This is a genomic window from Stutzerimonas stutzeri (assembly GCF_018138085.1).
In the GTDB taxonomy this organism is placed as follows: domain Bacteria; phylum Pseudomonadota; class Gammaproteobacteria; order Pseudomonadales; family Pseudomonadaceae; genus Stutzerimonas; species Stutzerimonas stutzeri_AI.
This window is the reverse complement of record NZ_CP073105.1, coordinates 4,596,392-4,620,221: the sequence shown is the minus strand read 5'-3', so window position 1 is coordinate 4,620,221 and position 23,830 is coordinate 4,596,392. Positions and strand designations below refer to the sequence as shown.

General features: G+C 61.6%; 23 protein-coding genes and 1 tRNA gene. 6 read left to right on the top strand and 18 right to left on the bottom strand.

Going from position 1 to position 23,830, the window contains the following annotated elements:
- Positions 1-4: 4 nt before the first annotated feature.
- From KCX70_RS21145 to panM, 18 genes are all read right to left on the bottom strand, one after another.
- On the bottom strand, positions 5-1,084 hold the full coding sequence (locus KCX70_RS21145; protein ID WP_212618721.1) for an FAD-dependent oxidoreductase: 1,080 nt from the start codon (positions 1,082-1,084) through the stop codon (positions 5-7).
- A 222-nt stretch (positions 1,085-1,306) separates the two neighbouring features.
- Positions 1,307-2,194, bottom strand: coding sequence for a D-hexose-6-phosphate mutarotase (locus tag KCX70_RS21140; RefSeq protein WP_021206177.1), 888 nt, complete (start codon positions 2,192-2,194; stop codon positions 1,307-1,309).
- Between the two features lie 151 nt (positions 2,195-2,345).
- Positions 2,346-3,035 (bottom strand): ABC transporter permease, encoded by a 690-nt coding sequence (locus KCX70_RS21135; protein ID WP_021206176.1) that lies wholly within the window; start codon positions 3,033-3,035, stop codon positions 2,346-2,348.
- Positions 3,032-3,727, bottom strand: coding sequence for an ABC transporter permease (locus tag KCX70_RS21130; protein WP_212618720.1), 696 nt, complete (start codon positions 3,725-3,727; stop codon positions 3,032-3,034). Before KCX70_RS21130 ends, KCX70_RS21135 begins: the two co-directional genes overlap by 4 nt.
- Before the next feature lie 61 nt (positions 3,728-3,788).
- Positions 3,789-4,544: an ABC transporter substrate-binding protein gene (locus KCX70_RS21125; RefSeq protein ID WP_212618719.1), complete on the bottom strand. Its 756-nt coding sequence runs from the start codon at positions 4,542-4,544 to the stop codon at positions 3,789-3,791.
- Between the two features lie 14 nt (positions 4,545-4,558).
- Positions 4,559-5,332: an ABC transporter ATP-binding protein gene (locus KCX70_RS21120; RefSeq protein ID WP_212618718.1), complete on the bottom strand. Its 774-nt coding sequence runs from the start codon at positions 5,330-5,332 to the stop codon at positions 4,559-4,561.
- Between the two features lie 248 nt (positions 5,333-5,580).
- Entirely contained in the window at positions 5,581-7,638 is a 2,058-nt protein-coding gene (locus KCX70_RS21115; protein WP_212618717.1) for a BCCT family transporter, read from the bottom strand.
- Between the two features lie 224 nt (positions 7,639-7,862).
- Complete coding sequence (locus KCX70_RS21110) at positions 7,863-8,630, bottom strand: substrate-binding periplasmic protein (protein WP_249121679.1); 768 nt, start codon at positions 8,628-8,630, stop codon at positions 7,863-7,865.
- 140 nt (positions 8,631-8,770) lie between these two features.
- Positions 8,771-9,070 (bottom strand): DUF3325 family protein, encoded by a 300-nt coding sequence (locus tag KCX70_RS21105; RefSeq protein WP_212620404.1) that lies wholly within the window; start codon positions 9,068-9,070, stop codon positions 8,771-8,773.
- The gene (gene hsdR / locus KCX70_RS21100; protein WP_212618715.1) at positions 9,048-11,381 is read right to left on the bottom strand and encodes an EcoAI/FtnUII family type I restriction enzme subunit R; all 2,334 of its coding nucleotides are present in this window, start codon (positions 11,379-11,381) and stop codon (positions 9,048-9,050) included. The genes KCX70_RS21105 and hsdR overlap by 23 nt, the downstream gene beginning before the upstream one ends.
- Positions 11,382-11,446: 65 nt before the next feature.
- Positions 11,447-12,439, bottom strand: coding sequence for a virulence protein RhuM/Fic/DOC family protein (gene rhuM / locus KCX70_RS21095; RefSeq protein ID WP_212618714.1), 993 nt, complete (start codon positions 12,437-12,439; stop codon positions 11,447-11,449).
- A 24-nt stretch (positions 12,440-12,463) separates the two neighbouring features.
- The gene (locus KCX70_RS21090; protein ID WP_212618713.1) at positions 12,464-13,666 is read right to left on the bottom strand and encodes a restriction endonuclease subunit S; all 1,203 of its coding nucleotides are present in this window, start codon (positions 13,664-13,666) and stop codon (positions 12,464-12,466) included.
- Complete coding sequence (locus KCX70_RS21085) at positions 13,663-15,117, bottom strand: N-6 DNA methylase (RefSeq protein ID WP_212618712.1); 1,455 nt, start codon at positions 15,115-15,117, stop codon at positions 13,663-13,665. Before KCX70_RS21085 ends, KCX70_RS21090 begins: the two co-directional genes overlap by 4 nt.
- 114 nt (positions 15,118-15,231) lie before the next feature.
- Positions 15,232-15,307, bottom strand: a tRNA-Phe gene (locus tag KCX70_RS21080).
- 170 nt (positions 15,308-15,477) lie between these two features.
- Entirely contained in the window at positions 15,478-15,750 is a 273-nt protein-coding gene (locus KCX70_RS21075) for an oxidative damage protection protein (RefSeq protein ID WP_021206168.1), read from the bottom strand.
- Positions 15,747-16,814, bottom strand: coding sequence for an A/G-specific adenine glycosylase (mutY, locus tag KCX70_RS21070; protein ID WP_212618711.1), 1,068 nt, complete (start codon positions 16,812-16,814; stop codon positions 15,747-15,749). Before mutY ends, KCX70_RS21075 begins: the two co-directional genes overlap by 4 nt.
- Positions 16,815-16,825: 11 nt before the next feature.
- Entirely contained in the window at positions 16,826-19,048 is a 2,223-nt protein-coding gene (locus tag KCX70_RS21065) for an AsmA family protein (RefSeq protein ID WP_212618710.1), read from the bottom strand.
- A gap of 148 nt (positions 19,049-19,196) precedes the next feature.
- Entirely contained in the window at positions 19,197-19,595 is a 399-nt protein-coding gene (gene panM / locus KCX70_RS21060) for an aspartate 1-decarboxylase autocleavage activator PanM (RefSeq protein WP_212618709.1), read from the bottom strand.
- Positions 19,596-19,781: 186 nt separating this feature from the next.
- On the opposite strand from panM, the gene hisB reads away from it, so the two are divergent.
- From hisB to KCX70_RS21030, 6 genes are all read left to right on the top strand, one after another.
- Entirely contained in the window at positions 19,782-20,375 is a 594-nt protein-coding gene (gene hisB / locus KCX70_RS21055; RefSeq protein WP_019341947.1) for an imidazoleglycerol-phosphate dehydratase HisB, read from the top strand.
- Positions 20,375-21,013 (top strand): imidazole glycerol phosphate synthase subunit HisH, encoded by a 639-nt coding sequence (gene hisH / locus KCX70_RS21050; protein ID WP_021206163.1) that lies wholly within the window; start codon positions 20,375-20,377, stop codon positions 21,011-21,013. The genes hisB and hisH overlap by 1 nt, the downstream gene beginning before the upstream one ends.
- Complete coding sequence (locus KCX70_RS21045; RefSeq protein ID WP_212618708.1) at positions 21,013-21,273, top strand: DUF2164 domain-containing protein; 261 nt, start codon at positions 21,013-21,015, stop codon at positions 21,271-21,273. Before hisH ends, KCX70_RS21045 begins: the two co-directional genes overlap by 1 nt.
- 35 nt (positions 21,274-21,308) lie before the next feature.
- On the top strand, positions 21,309-22,052 hold the full coding sequence (hisA, locus tag KCX70_RS21040; RefSeq protein WP_021206161.1) for a 1-(5-phosphoribosyl)-5-[(5-phosphoribosylamino)methylideneamino]imidazole-4-carboxamide isomerase: 744 nt from the start codon (positions 21,309-21,311) through the stop codon (positions 22,050-22,052).
- 91 nt (positions 22,053-22,143) lie between these two features.
- Positions 22,144-22,914, top strand: coding sequence for an imidazole glycerol phosphate synthase subunit HisF (gene hisF, locus KCX70_RS21035; protein WP_021206160.1), 771 nt, complete (start codon positions 22,144-22,146; stop codon positions 22,912-22,914).
- 81 nt (positions 22,915-22,995) lie between these two features.
- Positions 22,996-23,742, top strand: a complete 747-nt coding sequence (locus KCX70_RS21030; protein WP_212618707.1) for a substrate-binding periplasmic protein — start codon at positions 22,996-22,998, stop codon at positions 23,740-23,742.
- Positions 23,743-23,830: the final 88 nt, after the last annotated feature.

The window sequence follows — 23,830 nt, the reverse complement described above, 5'->3', positions numbered from 1 at the left end:
CCGTTCAGGCATCGGTACCCAGTTGGCGTATGAAGCCGCGGTCGATACGGTCTTTCCAGTACCCCAGCCACCTGCCATCGGCCGTCAGGGAGGCCCAGCTCAGCAGGGCGCCGCGGTGCCCATCCGCCAGCAGTGCGAGGCAGTGGGGCTGAGGATGGTAATGGCGCAGCGACTGGCCGATCGCCGCCCTGCCGAGGTTGGTGGCAAGCACCGCTGCCTGACGTACCGCATGCACGCCGTTGCGCTCGGCGCCTGGCAGGCTGGCGCAATCGCCACTGGCGAACACGTGCGGATGCGAGCGGCTTTGCAGCGCCGGGGTGACTTCTATGAAGCCACGAGCATCCAGGCGCAGACCGGAATCGCGCAGCCAGTCGATGGGGTTGGGCCCCGTGGCGACGACCAGCCGCCGGCCTCGCCAGCGGATCTGGCCGTCACCGATCAGGGTATTGCCATGCACCGCCTGGATCGGTGTCTGTTCGTGTACCTGGACTCTGGCCGCTTGCAGATGTCGCAGCGCCAGGCGGCGCAGGCGCGGCGGGTGTCCGGCAAGCAGGTCGCTCGCGGTGAACAGGTGGACCGACGGTAGCCGTTCGGCCATCGCCAAGGCCAGTTCTACGCCGGCTGCACCGCCACCGAGGATGGCCACAGCCTCCGGCGTTTCCTGCCATTGCTGCCAGCGGCGAATGAAATCGGCAAAGGGCTTGACCGAGAGCAGCTCCATGCCGTCGCCCGATTGCTCGGGCAGCCAGGGCAACGAGCCCAGGTTGAGCGACATCCAGGTGCTGCGCAGGGTCTCGCCGGTTGCCAGGAGCAGCTCGGGCGCTTCGGGCAGCAGCGCGACCATCGTGCCCTGGATGAATTCCACTTCCGCGGCGGCGCACAGCTTGGGCAGTGCGACGCGGCATTGGCGGAGCTGATAGTGCTCGGCGATCAGGCCAGGCATCATGCCCGAATACCAGGCGTGTGGCTCGGCCGAGACCAGGCCGATGCGACCTACCGGACGTTCGCGGCTGGCCCATTGGCGCAGTGCGCCGAGGTGGCTGTGGCCGGCGCCGGCCAACAGCAGATCGAAGTCATTGTTCATGACGCATCAGTGCGGTGCTGATGCAGGCAGGGGGCGGGTTGGCTGGGGGGCGTCAGCGTGACTTCCATGACAAGAGTCCTCCAGAGCAATGCAACCGGCAGGCTGGGCAACACCGCTCGCCACCGGTAGCCCGCGCGGCGAGGAGTGCCCGTGTTGCAGTATAGATTCGATACGCCTGGACGCCTGATTCTTCTTCGCTCGGCGGGAGCGACATGGAGGGCGCTACAGGGCTTCGACGCCGATCGCCACGCTCAGGCTGTGGCGGGCTCCCGCTTCCAGCACGACCATATCCTCCATCACGTTGGCCGTTTCGATGCAGAGCATGCGCTGCCAGGCATCGTCGGCGAATTGCGACAGACGCCGGGCCTTGTCGATCCAGGGGTTCCACAGTACAGCCGAGCGCGAACCCCGGGTTTCCAGGATGATTCGGCGGCCAAGGCCCGTATCGCGCAGGCATAGCACTGGCGGCAGGTCGAGGTAGATGCGGTCGGTTTCACTGTCGAAGCGCAAATCGCCCTCTTGCTGGCGTCGCTGCCAGGCTTCCAGGGTCTCGATATAGGGGCGACCGTCGAGGCCTTCTACCGCGACCTGGCGAATGTCGCTGATGGCGAAGTAGCTGTGCAGCGCCTGGCTCAGCGCGACAGCCGTCGGGCCCTGGTTATGGCTGCTCAACGTCAGGTGCAGACGCTCGTCCAGGCGGATCTGCAGGCTCAGTTCGACCGCATGCGGCCAGCCGGGAAGACTGCCGGTGTCACAGGCGAATTCCAGCGTGGCGCTGTCGCTGTCGCTACGCGTGTCCCGCAGCTGCCAGTCGGTGTTGCGTACCAGCCCGTGCGCCGGCGCGGGGGCGCTGCCCTGATAGGCATTGCGCACCGGCTCCGGGTTGCGCGCTAGGTCGCCGAACCAGGGCCAGCACACCGGTACTCCGCCGCGCACCGCCTGACCGCGCTCGAAGGCGGCGTCTTCGCTGAGCCAGATGATCGGTGCATCGCCGTGGCGGTAGCTGAGCACTTGCGCACCCTGTTCGGCGACGAGCACTTCGGCCGCTCCATTGCGGATGCGCCAGCAGGCGAGTTGATCCATTTCTATGCGTTGGATGTCGACGGACATGGCTGTTCTCGTAGGCAAGGGAGATCGGGCGTTCTGACTCGGCCGGCGCCGCAGGATTTCCGCCACGGGGCGAAATCGGTCACCGGGGGCGGGAAAGCGGGGCGGGCCGACGCCCGGCGCCTGCGCGGCCCGGGCTTGGCTCGTTGCGGCGCTAGCGCCCCTGGCAGGCGTCGACGCGCAGCCAGCGCTCCAGCAGTTTGAAACCCTGCATGAGCGCGAAGGCGATGACCAGATAGATCAGGCCCGCGGTGAGGAACATTTCTTCGTGCATGTAGGTGCGCGCGGCGATCTTGCGCGCCATGCCGGTCAGCTCCAGCAGCGTGATGGTACTGGCCAGCGCACTGGCCTTGAGCATCAGGATCACTTCGTTGCTGTAGGCGGGCAGGCCGATGCGTGCCGCCCGTGGCAGGATGATGTGCCACAGCGCCTGGCGCCTGGACATGCCGAGCGCGCGCGCCGCTTCGATTTCCCCGGCTGGCACGTTCTGAATCGCGCCACGCAGAATCTCGGCTATGTACGCTGCGGTATGCAGGGTCATGGTGATGATCGCGCACCAGTAGGGTTCACGCAGATACGGCCAGAGCACGCTTTCGCGCACGACTTCGAACTGCGCCATGCCGTAGTAGACGAGGAACAGCTGCACCAGCAGCGGCGTGCCGCGAAAGAAGAAGATGTATCCGTAAGGCAGTGCGCGTATCGCCAGAATACGCGACGAGCGCGCGATGCCCAGCGGCAGCGCCAGGATCAATCCGGCAACGACCGAAACGCCGACCAGCTGCAGTGTCAGCCAGGCGCCTTCCATAAAGCTCGGTAGCCACTTGATGAACAGGTCCCAGCTCATGCGGTACTCCTGGCGAAGCCGCGGCCGGCACGTTTCTCGAGAAAGTACATGGCGGTCATGGCGATGACGGTCAGGCCCAGGTAGATAAAGGCCGCGACGAGGAAGAAGGTGAAGGGCTCCTTGCTGGCGGTCACGGCGATTTGCGAACTGCGCATGATCTCCTCGAGACCGATCACCGATACCAGCGCGGTGTCCTTCATCAGGATCATGAACAGGTTGCCCAGGCCGGGCAGGGCCAGGCGCCACATCTGCGGCAGGATCAGCCGCAGAAAGATCCGCCGCTTGCCCAGGCCGAGCGCCAGGCCGGCTTCCCGATGCCCCTTGGGAATCGCCAGCAGCGCGCCGCGGAAGACTTCCGTGGCATAGGCGCCGAAACACAGGCCGAGGGCGATGGTGCCGGCCGCGAACGGGTTGAGGGCCAGATTGTCGATGCCGAAAATCTCACCGATGCCCCGCACCAGGCCGATGGTGCCGAAATAGATCAGCAGTACCCAGAGCAGCTCGGGTACGCCACGAACGATGGTCGAATAGGTGCCGCCGAGCCAGCGCAGGGCGACATAGGGTGAGGTCTTGGCAAGCGCGCCGAGCAGGCCGAGCACCAGCCCCAGCGTGAGGGATGCAAGGGCCAGCTGAATGGTCATCCAGGTGCCGGCGGCCAGCGCCGGACCGAATCCATGAAGGTCGGGAATCATATGGGCTCAAACACCAAAGCCCGACCTGCCAGATTGGCGGCCGGGCTTTGATTCAGACGGATCAATAAATGTCGAAAGGGAAGTACTTGGCGTTCAGTTTCTCGTAGGTGCCATCGGCCCGGATTTCCGCCAGCGCCTTGTTCAGCTTCTGGCGCAGCTCGTCGTTGCCCTTGCGCACTGCGATGGCGATCTTGTCGTTGTCGAACACCGGCTTGCCCTTGAATTCGAAGTTCTTGCCAGCATCGCTCTTGAGCCATTCCCACTGCACGAACGAGTCGGCCAGGATGGCGTCGACTCGGCCCGAGGCCAGATCGAGGTAGGCGTTTTCCTGGGTGTCGTAGAGCTTGATGTCGACGACGTCGTCCATGTTGTCTTCCAGCCAGGTGCCGGCGATGGTGGCCCGCTGGGCACCGATCGTCTTGCCTTTGAGGTAGCTCTCGTCGGTCTTGAAGTCGACGGACTTGGGCGCCACGAACTGCAGCTTGTTGGTGTAGTAGTGGTCGGTGAAGTCGACGGCCTGCTTGCGCTCTTCGGTGACCGACATGGAGGCGGCGAGGAAATCGAACTTGCCGGCGTTCAGCGCGGGAATGATGCCGTCCCAGTCGGAGGTGACCACTTCGCACTCGACTTCCATCTTGGCGCAGAGGGCGTGGGCGATGTCCAGGTCGAAGCCGACCACCTGGCCGCTGGCGTCGATCAGGTTGAACGGCGGGTAGGCGCCCTCGGTGCCGATGCGCAGCTTGTCGGCGGCAAAGGCGTTGGCGCCGAGCATCAGGGTGGCGGCGGCGGTCAGCAGAATCTTCTTATAGCTTTTCATTCGGTGTTGCTCCATTAGCGGTGGCTGGACATGAACTGTTTACAGCGTGCCGATTGGGGGTTGTCGAACACCTGCTCCGGCGTTCCTTGCTCTTCGATCAGGCCCTGATGGAGGAAAACCACCTCACTGGAAACCTGTTTGGCGAAGTTCATTTCATGGGTGACCAGCAACATGGTCCGACCCTCATCGGCCAATGACCTGATCACGGCAAGCACTTCTTGTACCATTTCCGGGTCGAGCGCCGAAGTCGGCTCGTCGAACAGGATGACCTGCGGCTGCATCGCCAGGGTGCGGGCGATGGCGGCGCGTTGCTGCTGGCCGCCGGAGAGCTGGTTGGGATAGACATGCCGCTTGTCGGCGATGCCGACCTTGGCCAGCAACGCTTCGGCGGTTTCGATGGCTTCGGCCTTGCTCTGGCCCAGCACGCGTCGCGGCGCTTCGATGATGTTGTCGAGGACGCTCATGTGCGGCCAGAGGTTGAAATTCTGGAACACGAAGCCGAGCTTGCTGCGCATCAGGTTGATCTGCTTGCCGTCGGCCGCCACCAGGTCGCCGTCTTTGGCGCGCTTGAGCCGTAGCTGTTCGCCAGCGACGATGATTTCGCCTTCGTTCGGGTTTTCCAGCAGATTGATGCAGCGCAGGAAGGTCGATTTTCCGGAGCCGGACGAGCCGAGTATGGAAATTACATCGCCGTCGCGCGCAGTCAGCGAGATGCCCTTGAGTACTTCCAGATCGCCGTAGCGCTTGTGCAGATTGCGGATTTCCAGTGCTGGGATGGCCTCGGCCATTGAGCTTCCTCTTCTCGGACCCGAGCGTTGCCTGGTCCTTTTTCTATGTAAATTGCGCTCCGGCCGACTGCTCGCCTTCCTGGCGAGGCGCAAACCTAGCATGGGCTGGGGCATGCGCCAAGCCGAGGTTTGTGACCGGTCGGTCACGGGCGGCGGGCCTGATTGCGTTGCCCTTCTATGTATAGATGAATTTGTCGACTTCGGTCGAAATCCCTGCACAAGCTCTAGCGTCGCACGTCGGCATGTGCCTATGGCTGCTCGGTTTTGGGCAGGTCCGGTTCGCTGTCCAGCATCTCGTCGTGCTCCTGCATCCGCCACGGCAGGCTGCCGGGCGAAATATGCAGGAAATGCAGGTACTTCTCGAACTGATCGAGGATGTCACTGATGATGTCCTGCTGGCCGTAACCATAGATGTCGTAATGCTGCCCGCCGCGGCGCAGGAATACCTCGGCGCGGTAGTACTGTTGCTCGGCATCCGGCCCTTCCGAGAGGGCGAAGGCGGGCATTGCGTAGCCGACCATGCGGATCTCGTAGATGAAGTCCAGCTGGTCGTCCTTGACGACTTCGAGGTAGACCCGGGCGTTGGCGTCGTCGCTGTGCACTTCGGCGTTCCAGCCCTGGCCGCCAAGCTCACGCTGCACTCGGCGCATGGCCTTGAGCACGGTGCTGCCCATGAAGTCCTCGACCTGTTCGCGGCTGGGGAAGCTGACCAGCCCGGCGAGGCGCTTCTTCCACAGACCGGGTCCGGCATTGCTGGCCAGGCGCGTGGTCTGCATGTGGCTCTGCAGGCTGGTTTCGTGGTGCCCTTCGATCACCAGCGCGCGCCACATGCCCAGCGCGGCGATCAGCATGATGATGGCAAACGGCAGGGCGCTGGCGATGGTCATGGTCTGCAATGCGCTGAGACCACCGGCGAGCAACAGCGTCGCCGCCACCACGCCCTCGGCGGAGGCCCAGAACACGCGCTGCCAGACCGGCGTATGGCTCGCACCGCCTGCGGCCAGGGAATCGATGACCAGGGAACCGGAATCCGAAGAGGTGACGAAGAAGGTGATGATCAGCAGCACCGCCAGGAACGAGGCGATGGAGGTCATGGGTAGCAGTTCGAACAGCTTGAACAGTGCGATCGCATTGTCCGCCTGTACGTCGGTAATCAATGAGGTGTAGCCCTCGACCATGATCAGGTGCAGAGCGGTATCGCCGAACACCGAGAACCAGAGAAAGGTGAAGATGGTCGGCACGAACATCACGCCGAAGACGAACTGGCGAATCGTCCGGCCGCGGCTGATCTTGGCGATGAACAGCCCGACGAAGGGCGACCAGGCGATGGTCCAACCGAAGATGAACAGCGTCCAGTTACCGATCCAGTCGCTACGCGAATAGGCCTGCAGATTGAAGGTGCGCTCGATGATGTTGTTCAGGTAGCTGCCGGTGTTCTGCAGAAAGGTTTCGAGGATGAAAATGCTCGGTCCGACCAGGAACACGAACAGCATCAGACCGATCGCCAGGATCATGTTCAGCAGCGACAGGTTCTTCACGCCCTTGTCCAGCCCGGCCACCACCGAGCAGATGGCCAGCGCGGTGATGATGGCGATCGCGATGATCTGCACGCCGATACTCACGGGGATGTCGGGCCACAGGTAGTTGATGCCGGCATTGATCTGAGTGACCGACAGGCCCAGCGTGGTCGCGATGCCGAACAGTGTGCCGAGAATGGCGAAGACGTCCACCACATGGCCGATCGGCCCGTTGATGCGTTCGCCGATGATCGGATACAGCGCCGAACGCATGGACAGGGGCAGGCCATGGCGGAACGAGAAGTAGGCCAGCACCAGGCCGGTCAGGCCGTAGATCGCCCAGATGTGAAAGCCCCAGTGAAAGAAGGCGATCTGCATCGCCTGCTTGGCCGAGTCCACGGTCTGTGCGGCGCCAGCGGGTGGCGAGGCGTAATGCAATACCGGCTCGGCTACCCCGAAGAACAACAGCGCGATGCCGTAGCCGGCCGAGAACAGCATGGCGAACCAGGCGGGAAAGCTGTATTGCGGCTCCGCGTGGTCGGGGCCGAGCTTGATGCTGCCCCAGGGCGTCATCGCGATGCCGACGATGAATACCAGGAAGAACGCCACCGACAGCATGTAGAACCAGCCGAAGTTGGTGGTGATGAAGGCCAGCGTCGCGCTGAACACCTCGCCGGCAAGATCCGGGTTGCTGATCGTGCCGACCACCAGCAGCAGCGTGACGACCACTGCAGGGACGAATACCGGAAACAGGATTATGGCTCGTGGCAACTTCTTGTCGGCTTCCATGTGTCGTTCTGGCCTCTGATTGGCGAGTGGGACGGACGCGCAGTGGCTCCCGAAGACGCGGTGGCAATAAGGGGTAGACGACCGTTTGCGGCGAAATGCTCACGCTGCTTTGAATCGTCACGAGAAAAACACCGCTCGACATGCCCGCGGGAGCGGGTCGACCTGCAGGCGGCGGTGCTGGCCAATGCTTGCCGGGACGAGTTCGCTGTTGTCAGCCGGCCGCTTCAGTACGCCGGCTCCAGCTGATGCTGGCGCAGGATCGCGGGCACCGTGCCATCGGCGATCATCTCGTCCAGCGCCCGTTCGAATGCGCTGAACTCAGCCTCGCTCACAGTCTTGCGCGACAGCCCGATGCCGTAGGCGATCGGCCCCAGCTCGCCCGCTTCGCGCAAGCCATCGAGCTGCTCGTCTTCGATCAGATGCCAGGCCACGTCCTCGTTGAGCACCGCCAGGCCTTCCGGTCCGAAGCGCCCGGACTGCAGCATACGTAACAGGCGGCGGTTGTCCGCTGTCAGATGCAAGCGCACGTCGGGCACCGCCTTGAGGCGTTCGGAAAGGGTATAGGACGTCCCGGAGGGACCGTAGACACCGATCAGCCGTCCGGCCAGGTCGCTTGGCTGGTGATAGACGAAGGCACTGTCCTTGCGGGCGAAGACGCTGTAACGAGAGGTCACCAGCATGCGGCTGATATGAAACAGCTGTTCGCGCTTGGGCGATCGCACCAGGGTGAAGATGCCGTCGGCCTGGCCTTGCTCGGCCAATAGCAGCGCGCGTCGCCAGGGGTACAGCGTAATCGTGCAGTCCTGCTGCAAGCGCAGACAAACCGCCTGCACGATCTCCACCAAGGGGCCCTCGGCTCCGTTGCTGGAAGAGCGTTTGGCCGGATAAGTGAACGGTGGGAAGTCCTCTGTCACGAAGTGCCAGGGCGCTGCACTGGCCGTGACGGTAGCCAGCGATAGCCAGATCACGAGGATCGAGAGAGTCTTCTGCACTGCATGGCTCCTTGCGTCTTGTTCGGCCGTACCTGGCGGTCGCGGCGCGGTCATCTGGCATCCACGCGATCACGCAGCTATCAGCCTAGCCGAGAATTAAGTCAAAGCGGCCAGAGCGGGCCGAGACTTAACCAGCAGATCTACCAGAACGCTTTGAGCAACAGGCGCAGCGCCGTGGGAGCCCAGCTCAGGGTCATCGCCAGGCTGACCGCCGCGGCACTAGCCAGGAGCAGCCAGAGGAGCGTGCCGAAGCCACCGCCCTGTGCAGCGAGCAGCAATGCCAGGGCTAGCGACAGGCACAGCGCCGCGCAGAGTCGTCGCGTTGTTCGGCGAGATTTCCAACGAGTTGAACGCGCGCTACCTGATTCGCAAGGGCAGCGGGGTCTTGGTAATCGAACAGATGGGGGAGCGGACTCGCTACGGTTGGATGCCGCTTCCATCCGCAAGATAAAGATGCTTCTGGAAGCCAAAAAACAAGTTCTTGATCAGCTCCGGCCTACCTAGATCCGCAACTGCATCGTTAAGCGCGTTCTTGTAGCGAAGCTTCAGTAAAGGGGAGAGCTTTTCCGGTCCCAATTCCTCCACACCTTCCTTCACATATTGCGACAGTACGAAGTCAAGAAAGGCTGCTTGCTTGTCTGTGAATTGCCTATGCAGCGTGCTGCGAGCTCGGCTGGCGCGCTCCTCTCGGGTCTGCGGTTCGGTGGAGAAGGCGACGTACGTCAGCACATCGAACAGATCACTATGCTCTGCGTCGATGATGCGCTGCATCTCATGCAATACCTCGTTGCTAAAGCCGCGTTCAGCTAGGCCTTGCAGGAGGAAACTGCGAGTATCCGGGGTGCTCCATAGCCCGCGTAGCTCATCCTCGTCGTTGAAAAATTCTGGCAGATTGCCGAACAGGCTTTCCAGGAACTGCGCGGCAGACATCGGTTTGCCATCGGCGCCGAGGTACAACGTCGCCATCATGCTCTTGATGCGGCGCACCGAGCCGTTGCTGAGTCGAACCTCGATCACGTCCGGGCGTGGATCGCGCGGCGGCTTGGGCGGCCTGGGTTCGCTCTCATAGCCACCTCTGTTCTCTCCGGTGCCGACGCCTCGGGTTTCGGCAGGTTCTATCGGTTCGCCATCCCATTCGGGATCACTGAACAGGTGATGAGCCTTCACGAAGTCATAGATGGTGAAGTAATCCTTGCCATCGAATAAGCGCGTACCACGACCGATGATCTGCTTGAACTCGATCATGTTGTTCACTGGCCGCATCAGCACGATATTGCGGACGTTGCGCGCATCCACGCCGGTGGAGAGCTTCTGCGACGTCGTGAGAACGGTTGGTATGGTCTTCTCGTTATCCTGAAAATGCCGCAGGTGTTCTTCCCCTCGCGCACCATCATCGGCGGTCACCCGCACACAGTAGTCCGGCTCGCTGCTGCGCTTCATCTGGTTGATCAAGTCACGTACTTCCAGCGCATGCTGTTGGGTGGCGCAGAACACCAGCGTCTTCTCGTTTGGCGCGATCTGCTCCATGAACAGTTTGACCCGATAGGCCTCCCGCTCCGGGATCTTGATGACTCGATTGAAGTCCGCCTCGAGATAGCGCCGTCCCGCCTCAACCTCGCCTTTGATGACTATTCCGTCGCCTGGCACATGCACGTACTCATCAAGCGTTGTAGCGATCTGCTTGACCTTGAACGGCGTGAGGAAACCGTCGTTGATGCCTTCCTTCAGCGAATACACATACACCGGCTCGCCGAAGTAGGCATAGGTGTCGACATTGTCCTTGCGCTTGGGCGTGGCGGTCAGGCCGAGTTGAACCGCTGGCGCGAAGTACTCAAGGATGCCGCGCCAGTTGCCCTCGTCATTGGCGCCGCCACGGTGGCATTCATCGATGATAATGAAATCGAAGAAATCCGCCGGGTACTCGCCAAAGTACGGCGTGCCATTCGGTCCGCTCATGAAGGTCTGGAAAATGGTGAAAAAGATGCTGCCGTTCTTTGGCACCTTGCCCGTTTTGCGAATTTCATCCGGCGCGATACGCACCAGCGCGTCCTCGGGGAAGGCAGAAAACGAGTTGTAAGCCTGATCCGCAAGGATGTTGCGGTCCGCCAGGAACAGAATGCGTGGCTGACGCTGGGCGTCGCGCTTGAGGTTCCAGCGACTTCTGAACAATTTCCAGGCCAGCTGAAAGGCGATAAAGGTCTTGCCTGTACCAGTCGCCAGCGTCAGCAGGATTCGCGACTGCTGCGCTGCGATTGCTTCCAGCACTCGCTTGATCGCAATGTCCTGATAGTAGCGCGCACCCCAGGTGCCGCCCTTGTCTTCGAACGGAATGGCCGCGAAGCGCTCGCGCCATTCGTTGTGCTCGGCAAACGTCAGGTTCCACAGTTCTTCCGGCGTGGGGAAGCTGAGCAAGTCGCCTTCTGCGCCGGTGAGCATGTCGATGGCGTAGATACGCTGGCCATTGGTTGCGTAGGTGAAGCGAATCGCCAGCTTCTTTGCGTAGCATTTGGCCTGGGCTGCGCCCTCTGTGTAGTGCTTGTCCCAGGCTTTCGCCTCGATCACAGCCAGCTGAGTGTTGCGGTATACCAGCACGTAATCGGCAATCTCCGCCTTGCCGCGTTGCCCCGCACCCTGGATGCGACCATGGGTGATTTGAAACTCGCGCTGTACGCGACTGCCATCGACGACGCCCCAGCCGGCTTCACGCAAGGCGGGGTCGATATGTTCGGCGCGTGTTTCAGCTTCGTTCACGGCAATATCCTTTTGGCATCATGCCCGGAGCTTAACCCTCTGCGGCGTGGGTTTAGAAGGCGGAATCAACCCGCGAGCATGTTCATGATCAGGCGAATCAGCGTGTCTTTCTGCGCCGGGTCTGACTCGGCTACGAGCAAAGCGAGGGCGGCAAGGCCGATATCGTTGATCACTGGCTGGTTGGTAGTGTCCAGCAAGCGCCCATTGCGGTTGAGAAAGTCCACGAACAGAAACGCACCGCTGCGCTTGTTGCCGTCAGCGAATGGGTGATTCTTGATCACGAAATACAGCAGATGCGCAGCCTTGGCCTCCACGCTGGGATAGGCCGGCTCGCCGAAAACAGTCTGATCCAGACTGCCCAGCAGGCCAGCCAGTCCGTCGCCGCGTTCCAGAGCGAATAGCTCGGTGGCTTCGCCGCGGGCCATCAACTCCGCTTTCAGGCGAGCCAGCGCCTGGCGTGCTTCGCCCAGCGTAGGTAGCGCGCCGCCGGCGATGGTAGGCGGATCGGTCAGCAGGCCCTCGTCATACCGCTGAAGCAAAAGGAAGGTCTGCGCGTAACGGGTGACGATATCAACCAGCCCCCGGCCGGTGTCGCTGAGTAACTCAGGGCTTTGCGCCGCCTTTCTCACCAGCTGCAGTGCGGCTTCTAGCTCCAGGGCATTGGCCTCGAAGCGTTGGCGATTGAGGGTGTAGCCTTGGGTGAGGTGTTCGCGCAGCAAGCGTGTGGCCCATTGGCGGAATGACACGGCACGCTTGGAGCTGACCCGATAGCCCACCGAGATAATGGCGTCGAGGTTGTAGTGTTTCACCACGCGGCTGACCTGCCGCTTGCCTTCCTGGCGAACTACCGAGGAATCCTCGGTAGTTGCCGCCTCGACCAACTCACCATCGGCAAAGATATTCTTCAGGTGCAGGCTGATGTTATCGTTCGAGGTCTCGAACAGCTCCGCCATCTGTCGCTGAGTCATCCATACCGTATCGCGCCCGGCATCCAGCCGAACCTCGACCGGCTGGCCCGCTTCCTGAAAGATCACCAGCTCCTGTTGTGCTTTATCCATCGTTTGCTCCGTGCGTCGATGCAGTTATAGCTTTCCGCTGAAGGCTTGGTGTAGCAGGGATTGCTTCAGTTCGTCGAGCGCGGCGAGTTTTTGCTGGTAGATGGATTCGAGGCGTTGGGCCTCTGCATTCAAGTCGCTCAACTGATCGACAATCTGCTTTTGCTCGGCCAAATCAGGGAAATAGAAGGGTTCGTTTTCAAAGGTGGCGAGATTGATATTGTCTTGTGCGCTGCCTTTGCCTTTGGCTTTCAAGCTGGCTTTTACCGACTGCAGTAAGTACTCAAGAAAGCTGTTGCTAGTCTGAGTAGGATCAACCACAACACCAATAACGCTGTCTGGAAAGCAGCTGTCAAAACCTAAAATTCCGGTTTCAGCAATATTTGCGGCGATGGTTATACACAGCGTGCCCTTTGGCCATAGCTTGCTTTGGGCTAGGCCGGCTTCACTGTAAGTCTGGGTAAAGTCGGTGATCAGGTGTTCACATCCACGAACATCGCTAGTCTGAATAAAGGGGTAAGGCCCGCCATAAAGTCTCGGGTCATTGCGAGGGCGATGCTTTGATTTTCCCCGGCCAAAATCCAGAGAAACCTGTTTGAGTGTTTTTCCTTCCCAGTCCGGCTGCTTGGCAAGTTTTGATTGCAAGTGACTTTCAAAAAGTTTGCGGGCGTTTTGCTGGTTTTTTTCAGCGTTGGCGCGAGCCTTGGCGATACCGTCAAAGATTTCGTCGAGAATGGCGACGATGCGTTGTTGCTCCGAGAGGGGTGGAACGGGGGTGAGTACACACCCTAACTTGCTTCTGCTGATCCGCTTTCTCGTGGTGCCTGTTGTTTGGCAATCAATCGCCTTCAAATATTCGCGCGACTGGGAATAAAAATTAAAAAAAGCTGGAATGATTTTCTGGGTATTGAAGCGAACTATTGTGCAGTCAACGGAAGTAATCATTCGTTCGCCAGTGTCAGGCAGTATGCAACTCCGTCCAGCAGGCTCGGGCAATCTGGAGACGAGGCAGTCACCTTCAAAGATTTCTGTGCAGCGTAAGCGTTTAAAAGTTGGCTCAGAGATGTATCGCGCCTTGTCGTCCCGACCCTTGAAAATGCCCTCTCCAACATTGCCTGTCTGGATTATTCGAATACCATCAACTGACTGATCCTTAGATTCAATCCAGTCGCCATCAGCGAACATTTCACAGAGATTTACAAGTTGCTCAGTTGGCCAGCTCTTTTTCAAAGCAGCCTCCTGATCTTTACCAACACTTGCGCGCTCTCCATATCCAGCGCCGCAATTTCATTCATGATCGCCTGCGGGCTGCGATGCGCTACATCCGCACCGCCGTCAGGATTCTTTACTGATAGGTCGTAGCTCGCTTGGTCAAGGCCAGACACATCCAAACTCCAACTTTTCGGCGAATCGGCAAAGGTCTTCTGCAGCTCGATAAACTCAGCCAGATCAGCATCCTTTAGCGGGTTGGTCTTGCCCATATTGCGGCCAGGTTCCAGCTGGTAGTACCAGACCTTGCGCGTCGGCGCGCCCTTGGTGAAGAACAGCACCACGGTCTTGACGCCCGCGCCCTGGAAGGTGCCGCTCGGGCAGTCGAGCACGGTATGCAGATTGCAGCTTCCCAGCAGCAGTTTGCGCAGGCTGACCGAGGCGTTGTCGCTGTTGCTGAGGAAGGTGTTCTTGATGACCACCGCGCCGTGGCCGCCGGCCTTGAGGATCTTGATGAAGTGCTGGAGAAACAGGAAAGCGGTTTCGCCGGTCTTGATCGGGAAGTTCTGCTGGACCTCCTTGCGTTCCTTGCCACCGAACGGCGGATTGGCCAGCACGATGTCGAAGCGGTCCTTGTCCTGAATGTCGCTGAGGTTTTCCGTCAGGGTGTTGGTGTGGATGATGTTCGGTGCTTCGATGCCATGCAGGATCATGTTCATGATGGCGATGACGTAGGCGAGGCTCTTTTTCTCCTTGCCGTAGAAGGTGTGCTTTTGCAGGGTTTCCCGCTGGCGGGTGGTCAGGTTCGGCTGGCTGCTCAAGTAATCGAAGGCTTCGCAGAGAAAGCCTGCTGAGCCGACCGCGCCGTCGTAAATTCGCTGACCGATGTGCGGATCGACCACCTTGATCATGGCGCGGATCAGCGGGCGCGGCGTGTAGTATTCGCCGCCGTTGCGCCCGGCGTTACCCATGTTTCTGATCTTGACTTCGTAAAGGTGCGAGAGCTCGTGTTTCTCGGTCTGTGAGCCGAAGCGCAGGCCGTCGACGATCTCCAGCACTTCGCGCAGGTTGTAACCGCTCTGGATACGGTTTTTCAGCTCGCCGAATATCTCGCCAATCTTGTACTGGATGGTGTCCGGACTTTCGGCCTTCTGCTTGAAGCCATGCAGGTAGGGGAACAGCTTGTTGTTGACGAAATCCTTGAGGTCATCGCCGGTCAGGGCGCTGTTGTGGTCGATCTGGCCATTCGCGGTCTTGGGCGCCGCCCAGCGCTCCCAACGGTATTCAGGGTCGAGAATGTACAGGTAATACTTGCCCTCAAGCTGTGCCTCCACAGCTTTTTCCTGCTCCAGCGCGTCGAGGTACTTGAGGAAAAGCAGCCAGGAGGTTTGCTCGGTGTAGTCGAGCTCGCTGGTACAGCCGGCATCCTTGTGCAGGATGTCATCGATATTCTTGAAAGCCTGTTCAAACATGGCGGGCAGCTATTCCGTGAAGTGCCGGCTGGATCATAGCGGGCCGCTGGCACAAATCGCAGGCAATAAAAAACCCCAAGGAGATTAATTTCGCTTGGGGTTTCTCGGTATTAGTGGTGCCCAGGGACGGAATCGAACCGCCGACACGGGGATTTTCAATCCCCTGCTCTACCGACTGAGCTACCTGGGCAACGGGGCGCTATTAGACGGATTTGGCTTTTGCCTGTCAAGCGCGGTCAGGAAAATATTTAGTCAGAACGGGCGTTTAGCGTTGTGACGTATCGTTTGCGAGCGTTTCTAGGTCGATAACTCATCGTGGAAGCGAGCCTTGCGCAGGGCAGGACCCGCTTCGATGGCAGATCACTCGCTCGGCGGGACGTAGCCTTCGGCTTGAGCGTAATCCTCGCCTGAGAAGAACTTGTCCATCTCGGCCTGGAGGAACTTGCGGTCCTCGGCGTTCATCATGTTCAGCCGGCGCTCGTTGATCAGCATGGTCTGGTGTTTCTGCCAGTCGTCCCAGGCCTTCTTCGATACGTTGTTATAGATGTCTTCGCCCTTCGGGCCCGGATAGGGTGGGCGGTCCAGGCCTGGCAGTGGCTCTTTGTACTTGCGGCAGTTCACGGTGCGGGTCATGACATCTCTCCTGCGTTCAGTTCGGCGGCGGCGCGCTTGAGCAGCGTCTTCACCGGGGCGGCGAGCCCCAGTCGCGGCGGGGTGGCGAGGTTATACCAGAGCCAGTCTGGCTCGGCCACGGCGTCGCGCGTGGACTTGACTCTGATCAGCCAGGGCTCGATGGCCAGCTGGAAGTGGCTGAAGGTGTGGGTCAGGCCCGGTAGCTGCCGGTGTTGTTGCAGCTCCAGGGCGTGACGCTCGGCGAGTAGGTCGAGTGCGGTCAGGTCTTCCAGTTCCGGCAGGCTCCAGAGGCCGCCCCACAGCCCGGTGGAAGGGCGGCGATAAAGCAGGATGGCGCCTTCGCGATTGGCCAGCAGCGGCATCAGCGTGCGCTTCTGGGGTAACGCTTTGCGCGGCTTGGGCGCTGGGTAATCCGTTTCGCGACCGAGTAGATGCGCCCGGCAGCCAGCCTTCAGCGGGCAGAGCAGGCAGCTGGGTTTGCTGCGCGTGCAGAGTGTCGCACCGAGATCCATCATCGCCTGGGTGTAATGATTGACGCGTGTTTGCGGAGTCAGACGCTCGGCCACGTCCCAGAGTTGTCTGGCCACTTTCGGTTCGCCTGGATAACCATCTTGGGCGACATAGCGGGCCAGTACGCGCTTGACGTTGCCGTCGAGGATCGGTGCACGCAGCCCCATGCTGAGGCTGGCGATGGCGCCGGCGGTGGAGCGGCCGATACCCGGCAGTTCGGCGAGGCGCTCGACGCACCGTGGGAATTCGCCGCCGTGCTCGGCGACGACCAGTTTGGCGGTCTTGTGCAGATTACGCGCGCGGCTGTAGTAGCCGAGGCCGGTCCACAGATGCAGCACTTCGTCTTCGGCCGCGCTGGCCAGGGCTTCGACCGTCGGCAGGGCGTCCATGAAACGGTCGAAGTAGCCGAGCACGGTGCTGACCTGGGTCTGTTGCAGCATGATCTCCGAGACCCAGACCCGGTATGGCGTAATGGCCTGCTGCCAGGGCAGATCCTTGCGGCCGTGTCGGTCGTACCAATCGAGAACGGCTGCGCCGAACTGTTCGTCGCTCATGGCTGGCCGGTTCATCGCTTGAACAGGCCCTTGAGTGCGTCTTTCAATTCCGGGCTGACCTTGTCGCCCAGTTTCTCCTCGATCTTCTCGTTGAGCTTTTCGCCTGCGAGCCTGGCGGCGATCTTGCCGAGGCCGTCCTTGTCGAAGCGACAGGCCTTGGCGCCCAGCTCCAGCGGACCGCGGCAGCGCAGCGGCCATTCGATGCCGACGTAGCGCTCGTTGACCGAGCAGGCCGGATCGGGCATGTCGCCCTTGTCGCCTTCGATGACGATGCCGACGCGGTAGTCCATGCCTAGTACCCGCAAATCGAGATCACCGTTGCCGTTCACCGTCAGGCCGGGAATGCTGGCCTTCAGATCCGGGTTGCTGGCGACCCCGTCGCGCAGGGTCAGATTGCCCTTGAGCTCGCGGAACGGTGTGTCCTTGCTGCGTGGTTCACCGGCCAGCGGCTTGCGGTTGAGCGTGGCAATGGCATGGCAGAGCTGCTGCTCGAGATTGGCGTCGACCAGCACGCCGTTGTCGACGATGAAGCCGATCTTGCCGTTGAGGTTATCGATCCACGCCTTCTCGCTGTTGCCCTGGCTGCGCAGATCGGCATCGAGGTTCATCAGGCCCTTGATCACCACCTTTTCGCCCTGGCTTTGCAGCAGGCGTTCGACCGGGACGCGCGCGAGGCGAGTCTGACTGGTCAGCAGCGGCACCGGCGGTCGGACGTCGAGGCTGGCCGAGGCTTCCAGGCGTCCGTTGTACAGGCCTGCGCGCAGCTCCTCCAGTGTCAGGAGGCCGCCAGCGCTGCGTGCCCTCAGCGCGAAGCTGTCGAGTGGTAGTTTCATCGCCGTGAGGCTGCCGATGTCCAGTTTGATCTGCGTGTCGAGGCTGCGCAGCGCATTGACCGGCAGCATTTGCGCGTCGCTCCAGGCGTGCTGGGTCGGCTTGTCTGGCAGCGGCGTGGTGCCACTGCCGACCGCCGCGGCTTCGGTGGTTTCGACTTCGCTCTTGCGTGCCGTGTCGGCGGAGGCCTGCTTGGCCGGGGGCGGCAGGTAGCGATCGAGATTCAGCTGGTCGCCCTTGAGTTCGGCTCGCAGGGCCTGCTTGGCGAAGTCGCTGACCGCGATGCGCCCGGTGAAGGCGCTGTCGTCCAGTTTCAGGTTGAGGTCTTCAAGGCTCAGGCTGGTCGAGCTGCCGTCGATTCGGGTGACCAGTTCTACCTTGCTCAGCGCGGTGCTATCAGCCATGGGTGGGAGCTGCTGGCCGAGGTTGTCGAGGAACTCACGCAGGTTGAACGCGGCGATGGTCAGGGTGCCGGCGAGCTTTGGTTGGTCCTGCACGTCGCGCACTTTCAGCTCGCCCAGCCCACGCAGTTGATTGGCGGTGAACTTGAGGCTGGTCCATTCGGCGATGTCGGCCGCCAGATCGGCCAGCAATTGCCCTTGGGCGCTGAACGAGAGGGTCTTTCCTTTCAGCGGCTCGCCGGAAGCCTCGCCGCTCAGGCGCAGGTCCTCGAGCTGGTAGCGCTGCAGTTTGCTGTCGAAGCGCAGCGAACCCTGCAATTCGGTCCGTGCGCGCATCACTGGCTTATTGCTGCCGAAGAAGGCGTTGAGTTTGACCGGAATCGAGGTGGCTTCACGAATGGCACCCGTGGTCAGCTCGATGCCCTCGGCGCTGAACTGCTGGCCACTTTGCACATCGTGATAAGCCACCCGGGCATCGCTAATGGTCAGGCTGTCGATATCCAGCTGCAGTGGGCGTCGAGGGCTGGCGTCCGGGGTTTCGGTGGCGGGTTTGCTCGGCTCGGCTGCCGTCGTGTCGTCGGGCTGCGCCTGTTTGTCGCTGGGTCGGCCGACACCTTCCCAGTTGCCTCGGCCCTTTTCGTCGCGGGTCAGGGTCAGGTTGAGGCCGTTGAGGGTGATGTCGCTCATCTGCACTTCACGGCTGAACAGTGGCAGCACGCGGACGGAGAGGCCGAGCATGCGCAGGTCGGCGAATGGCTGTTCGGGCGTCCGCACGCTGGCCAGCGTGGTGTCGTGCAGTTCCAGGCCTAGCCAGGGGAACAGGCTCCAGCCGATGTCACCGCCGATATCCAGCTCGAGACCGGCTTTGTCGCGGGCAAGCGCGCGGATTTCGTCCTTATAGTCGTTGGGGTCGAACAGGTGTGTCAGGGCAAAGCCCAATGCGACGATGAGGAGCAGCAACCCGAGGATTACCAGGCCCAGAATCTTGCCGAGCGCTTTCATGGACAGGTCCTTTGTTTTGGTATTTCAAAAGCAGCGAGTATAGCGTCACGAACCGCGGCTTCGCCGCGGTGGGCGTTGGAGTGGCGGCTGGCGCCGGGGTTCCTGCCGCCCGCCCCGTCGCGTCGGACAGGCATCGCCGAACGAGGTGCTAGATCGGGTCCAGCGGCAGGTGCGTTCGTGCGGCCAGGGCCTGCGCCTCGAGCTGTTCGAGCGGTGCTGCCAGGTGCAGGTTCGTCCCCGCTTCGCCAGCCAGGCGCTGGCTTTCCTCGAGGATTCGTCTGCCCACACCGCGGCGGCGGGTGACCTGACGCACGCAAAGGTGCGACAGCCGCCAGTGGTTCGCGCCGCGTTGCAGCAGGGCGGCACCGAGCAGGCGATCGTTGAAGCGGCCGGCGATCAGGCTGCGCTCGGTCAATCCCGCCTCGATCAGCGCGGCGGCATCGGCGTAAGGTGCCAGTAGCCAGGCTGGGGCATCGGCAAAGATTTTCGCCAGATCGATACGGTCCTGCTGGCTGGGCTCGGTTATGTGTTCGATAGATACGGGCATGCTGACCTGATGCGCTGTGTGTTCGCCGGCAAGCATAACCGTGCCGGCGTGTCGGCGCACGAGGCTGCACCGCCGCTCGGCCACCATTCGCTTGTACGTCGGCGGGCGTGCCGGGCAGATATCCCCCTGGCAGGGTTTGCGCCTATAATGTCCGCCTTTTTCGCCCCACGATCAGCGGAGCTGTTGATGTCCGAACGTACGGCTTGCGTAGAGCGCAACACCCTGGAAACCCAGGTCAAGGCCACCATCAATCTGGACGGCACTGGTAAGAGCCGCTTCGCCATCGGCGTGCCTTTTCTCGAGCACATGCTCGACCAGATCGCCCGTCACGGTCTGATCGATCTCGACATCGAGTGTCAGGGTGATCTGCATATCGACGACCACCACACGGTGGAAGACGTCGGCATCACCCTCGGCCAGGCCTTTGCCAAGGCTGTCGGCGACAAGAAGGGCATGACCCGCTACGGGCATTCCTATGTGCCGCTGGACGAAGCGCTGTCGCGCGTGGTGATCGATTTCTCCGGGCGGCCTGGGCTGCAGATGCACGTCCCCTATACCCGCGCCACCGTCGGCGGCTTCGATGTCGATCTGTTCCAGGAATTCTTTCAGGGCTTCGTCAACCACGCCCTGGTCACCCTGCACATCGACAACCTGCGCGGGCACAACACCCATCACCAGATCGAAACCGTGTTCAAGGCGTTCGGCCGCGCGCTGCGCATGGCCGTGACGCTGGACGAGCGCATGGCCGGTCAGATGCCTTCGACCAAGGGTTGCCTGTAATGCAGACCGTTGCAGTCATCGATTACGGCATGGGCAACCTGCATTCGGTTGCCAAGGCGCTGGAGCACGTAGGCGCCGGCCGGGTGTTGATCACCAGCGATGCGCAAATCATCCGCGAGGCCGATCGCGTGGTGTTTCCCGGCGTCGGCGCGATTCGCGACTGCATGGCCGAGATTCGTCGGCTGGGTTTCGACGAACTGGTCCGAGAGGTAAGCGTCGATCGGCCGTTCCTCGGTATCTGCGTCGGCATGCAGGCGCTGATGGAGCGCAGCGAAGAGAACGGCGGTGTCGATTGCATCGGCCTGTTTCCCGGCCAGGTACGCTTCTTTGGCAAGGATCTGACCGAGGACGGCGAGCGGCTGAAGGTGCCGCATATGGGGTGGAATGAGGTGGAGCAGGCGGTCAGCCATCCGCTTTGGCACAACATTCCCGCCGACGGCCGCTTCTATTTCGTGCACAGCTACTACGTCGAGGCGGCTCAGCCGCGGCAGGTCGTTGGCCGTGGTCGGTACGGCAAGCCTTTCGCCGCAGCACTGGCCGACGGCTCGCGCTTCGCCGTGCAGTTCCACCCCGAAAAGAGCCATACCCACGGCCTGCAGCTGCTGCAGAATTTCGCCGCCTGGGATGGGCGCTGGTAATGAGCCGGGCCAAGCCAAAGGCACCGGTCTTGACGCTGGATTCCGCTCAGGAGCAGGCCGCGCAACAGATCATCAAGCGCTTTCTGGAAGACCGTTTCGAGCTGGAGCTTGGCTCGTTCGAGGCGCAGGAGGTGCTTGATCTGTTCGCGCGGGAAATCGCTCCGCTGTATTACAACAAGGCGATTTCCGACGTGCAGACGCACCTGAAGGAAAGGTTCGAGAGCATCGAAAGCGACTTGTGGGCGCTCGAGAAGAGCTGACCTTTAACCGATACCGATTTGAACAGGTTCTAGCCATGCTGATTATTCCCGCCATCGATCTCAAGGACGGCGCCTGCGTGCGTCTGCGACAGGGCCTGATGGACGACGCGACGGTGTTTTCCGATGATCCGGTGGCGATGGCTGCCAAGTGGGTCGAGGCCGGTTGCCGTCGCCTGCATCTGGTCGACCTCAACGGTGCCTTCGAAGGGCAGCCGGTCAATGGCGAGGTTGTCACGGCCATCGCCAAGCGCTATCCGAATCTGCCAATCCAGATCGGCGGTGGCATCCGTTCGCTGGACACCATCGAGCATTATGTTCGCGCTGGCGTCAGCTACGTGATCATCGGCACCAAGGCGGTCAAGCAGCCGGAATTCGTCGGCGAAGCGTGCCGCGCCTTCCCCGGCAAGGTAATCGTTGGGCTGGACGCGAAGGACGGCTTCGTCGCCACCGACGGCTGGGCCGAAGTCAGCAGCGTGCAGGCGGTGGATCTGGCGCGTCGTTTCGAGGCTGACGGCGTCTCGGCGATCGTCTACACAGACATCGCCAAGGACGGCATGATGCAGGGCTGTAACGTCGAGGCCACCGTGGCCTTGGCCAATGCCAGCCGCATTCCGGTGATCGCCTCTGGTGGCATCCACAACATCGGCGATATCCAGAAGCTGCTCGATACCAACGCACGCGGGATCGTCGGTGCCATAACCGGCCGTGCGATCTACGAGGGCACGCTCGATGTCGCCGAAGCGCAGGCGCTCTGCGATCTCAAGTTTAAAGACGAGTAGGCTGCAGGCTGCAGGCCGCAGGCGACAGGCTGCTTAGCTTTTCGCCTGTAGCCTGCAGCTTGCGGCCTGTAGCCCTTTCGGAGAAAGTCCAATGGCCCTGGCCAAACGCATCATCCCCTGCCTCGACGTGGACAACGGCCGCGTGGTCAAGGGCGTCCAGTTCGAGAACATCCGCGATGCCGGTGATCCGGTGGAAATCGCTCGACGCTACGACGAGCAGGGCGCCGACGAGATCACCTTTCTCGACATCACCGCCAGCGTCGATAACCGCGACACCACATTGCACACCGTCGAGCGCATGGCCAGTCAGGTGTTCATCCCGCTGACCGTAGGCGGCGGTGTGCGCAGCGTGCAGGATATCCGCAACCTGCTCAACGCCGGCGCAGACAAGGTCTCGATTAACACCGCCGCGGTGTTCACCCCGGAGTTCGTCGGCGAGGCCGCCGATCGTTTCGGCTCGCAATGCATCGTCGTCGCCATCGACGCCAAGCGCGTATCGAAGCCCGGCGAGCCCGGCCGCTGGGAGATTTTCACCCATGGCGGGCGCAAGCCGACCGGCCTCGATGCCGTGCTCTGGGCGCAGAAGATGGAGGCGTTGGGGGCCGGCGAGATTCTGCTTACCAGCATGGATCAGGACGGCGTCAAAAGCGGCTACGACCTCGGCGTGACTCGCGCGATCAGCGAGGCCGTGCATATTCCGGTCATCGCTTCGGGTGGCGTCGGCAATCTGCAGCATCTGGCCGATGGCATCCTCGAAGGCAAGGCCGATGCGGTGCTCGCGGCGAGCATCTTTCACTTCGGCGAATACACCGTGCCGGAAGCCAAGGCCTACATGGCCAGCTGCGGCATCGTGATGCGCTGACCGCACCCGGTAAAGCGCTCAATATTCATCAGGAACACAGCCGTGGACGCGCCGCGGCTGCCGCTTCATCAGGGAGTCACCATGTTCAAGACCACGCTAGTCGCGCTGGCTGCCAGCCTGTCGTTGGGGGCCGGTGCAGCACAGGCTGCTTCGGAGCCGATCAATCTCCTGACGGAGAACTTCCCGCCTTACAACATGGCGGTCGATGGCAAGAACTTCGCCCGGGACGAGCACATCACCGGGATCGCGGCTGATATCGTCCGGGAAATGTTCAAGCGCGCAGGGGTCGACTACACGTTGACGCTGCGCTTCCCGTGGGAGCGGATCTACAAGATGGCGCTGGAGATGCCCGGCTACGGCGTATTCGTCACCGCCCGGCTACCCGAGCGGGAAGCGCTATTCAACTGGGTGGGGCCGATCGGGCCGGATGACTGGGTACTGCTGGCGCGTGCCGACAGCGGAATCGAGCTCAGCAGCCTGGAGCAGGCCAGGCAGTACCGAATCGGCGCCTACAAGAGCGATGCCATCGGTGAGCACCTCGTGGCGCAGGGGCTTGAGCCCTCGCTGGCTTTGCGCGATCAGACAAACGTCGAAAAGCTGCAAAACGGGTCCATCGATCTTTGGGCGACAGGTGATCCCGCAGGGCGCTTTCTGGCTAAGCAGCAGGGCGTGACCGGGCTCAAGCGAGTGCTGCGCTTCGATAGCGCCGAGCTTTATCTGGCGCTGAACAAGCAGGTCTCCGACGAGACGGTCAAGAAGCTTCAGGCCGCGCTGGAGCAGATGCGCGCAGACGGCACGCTGGACAGCATTACCGGGCGCTATCTCTAAGACTGGCGTCAGCTTGGCAATGGCAGCTGGAACGCCTGTGGATTGGGGGCGTTTACAGCAGGCTTGCCGACCTTCCTCTGCGGTGCAA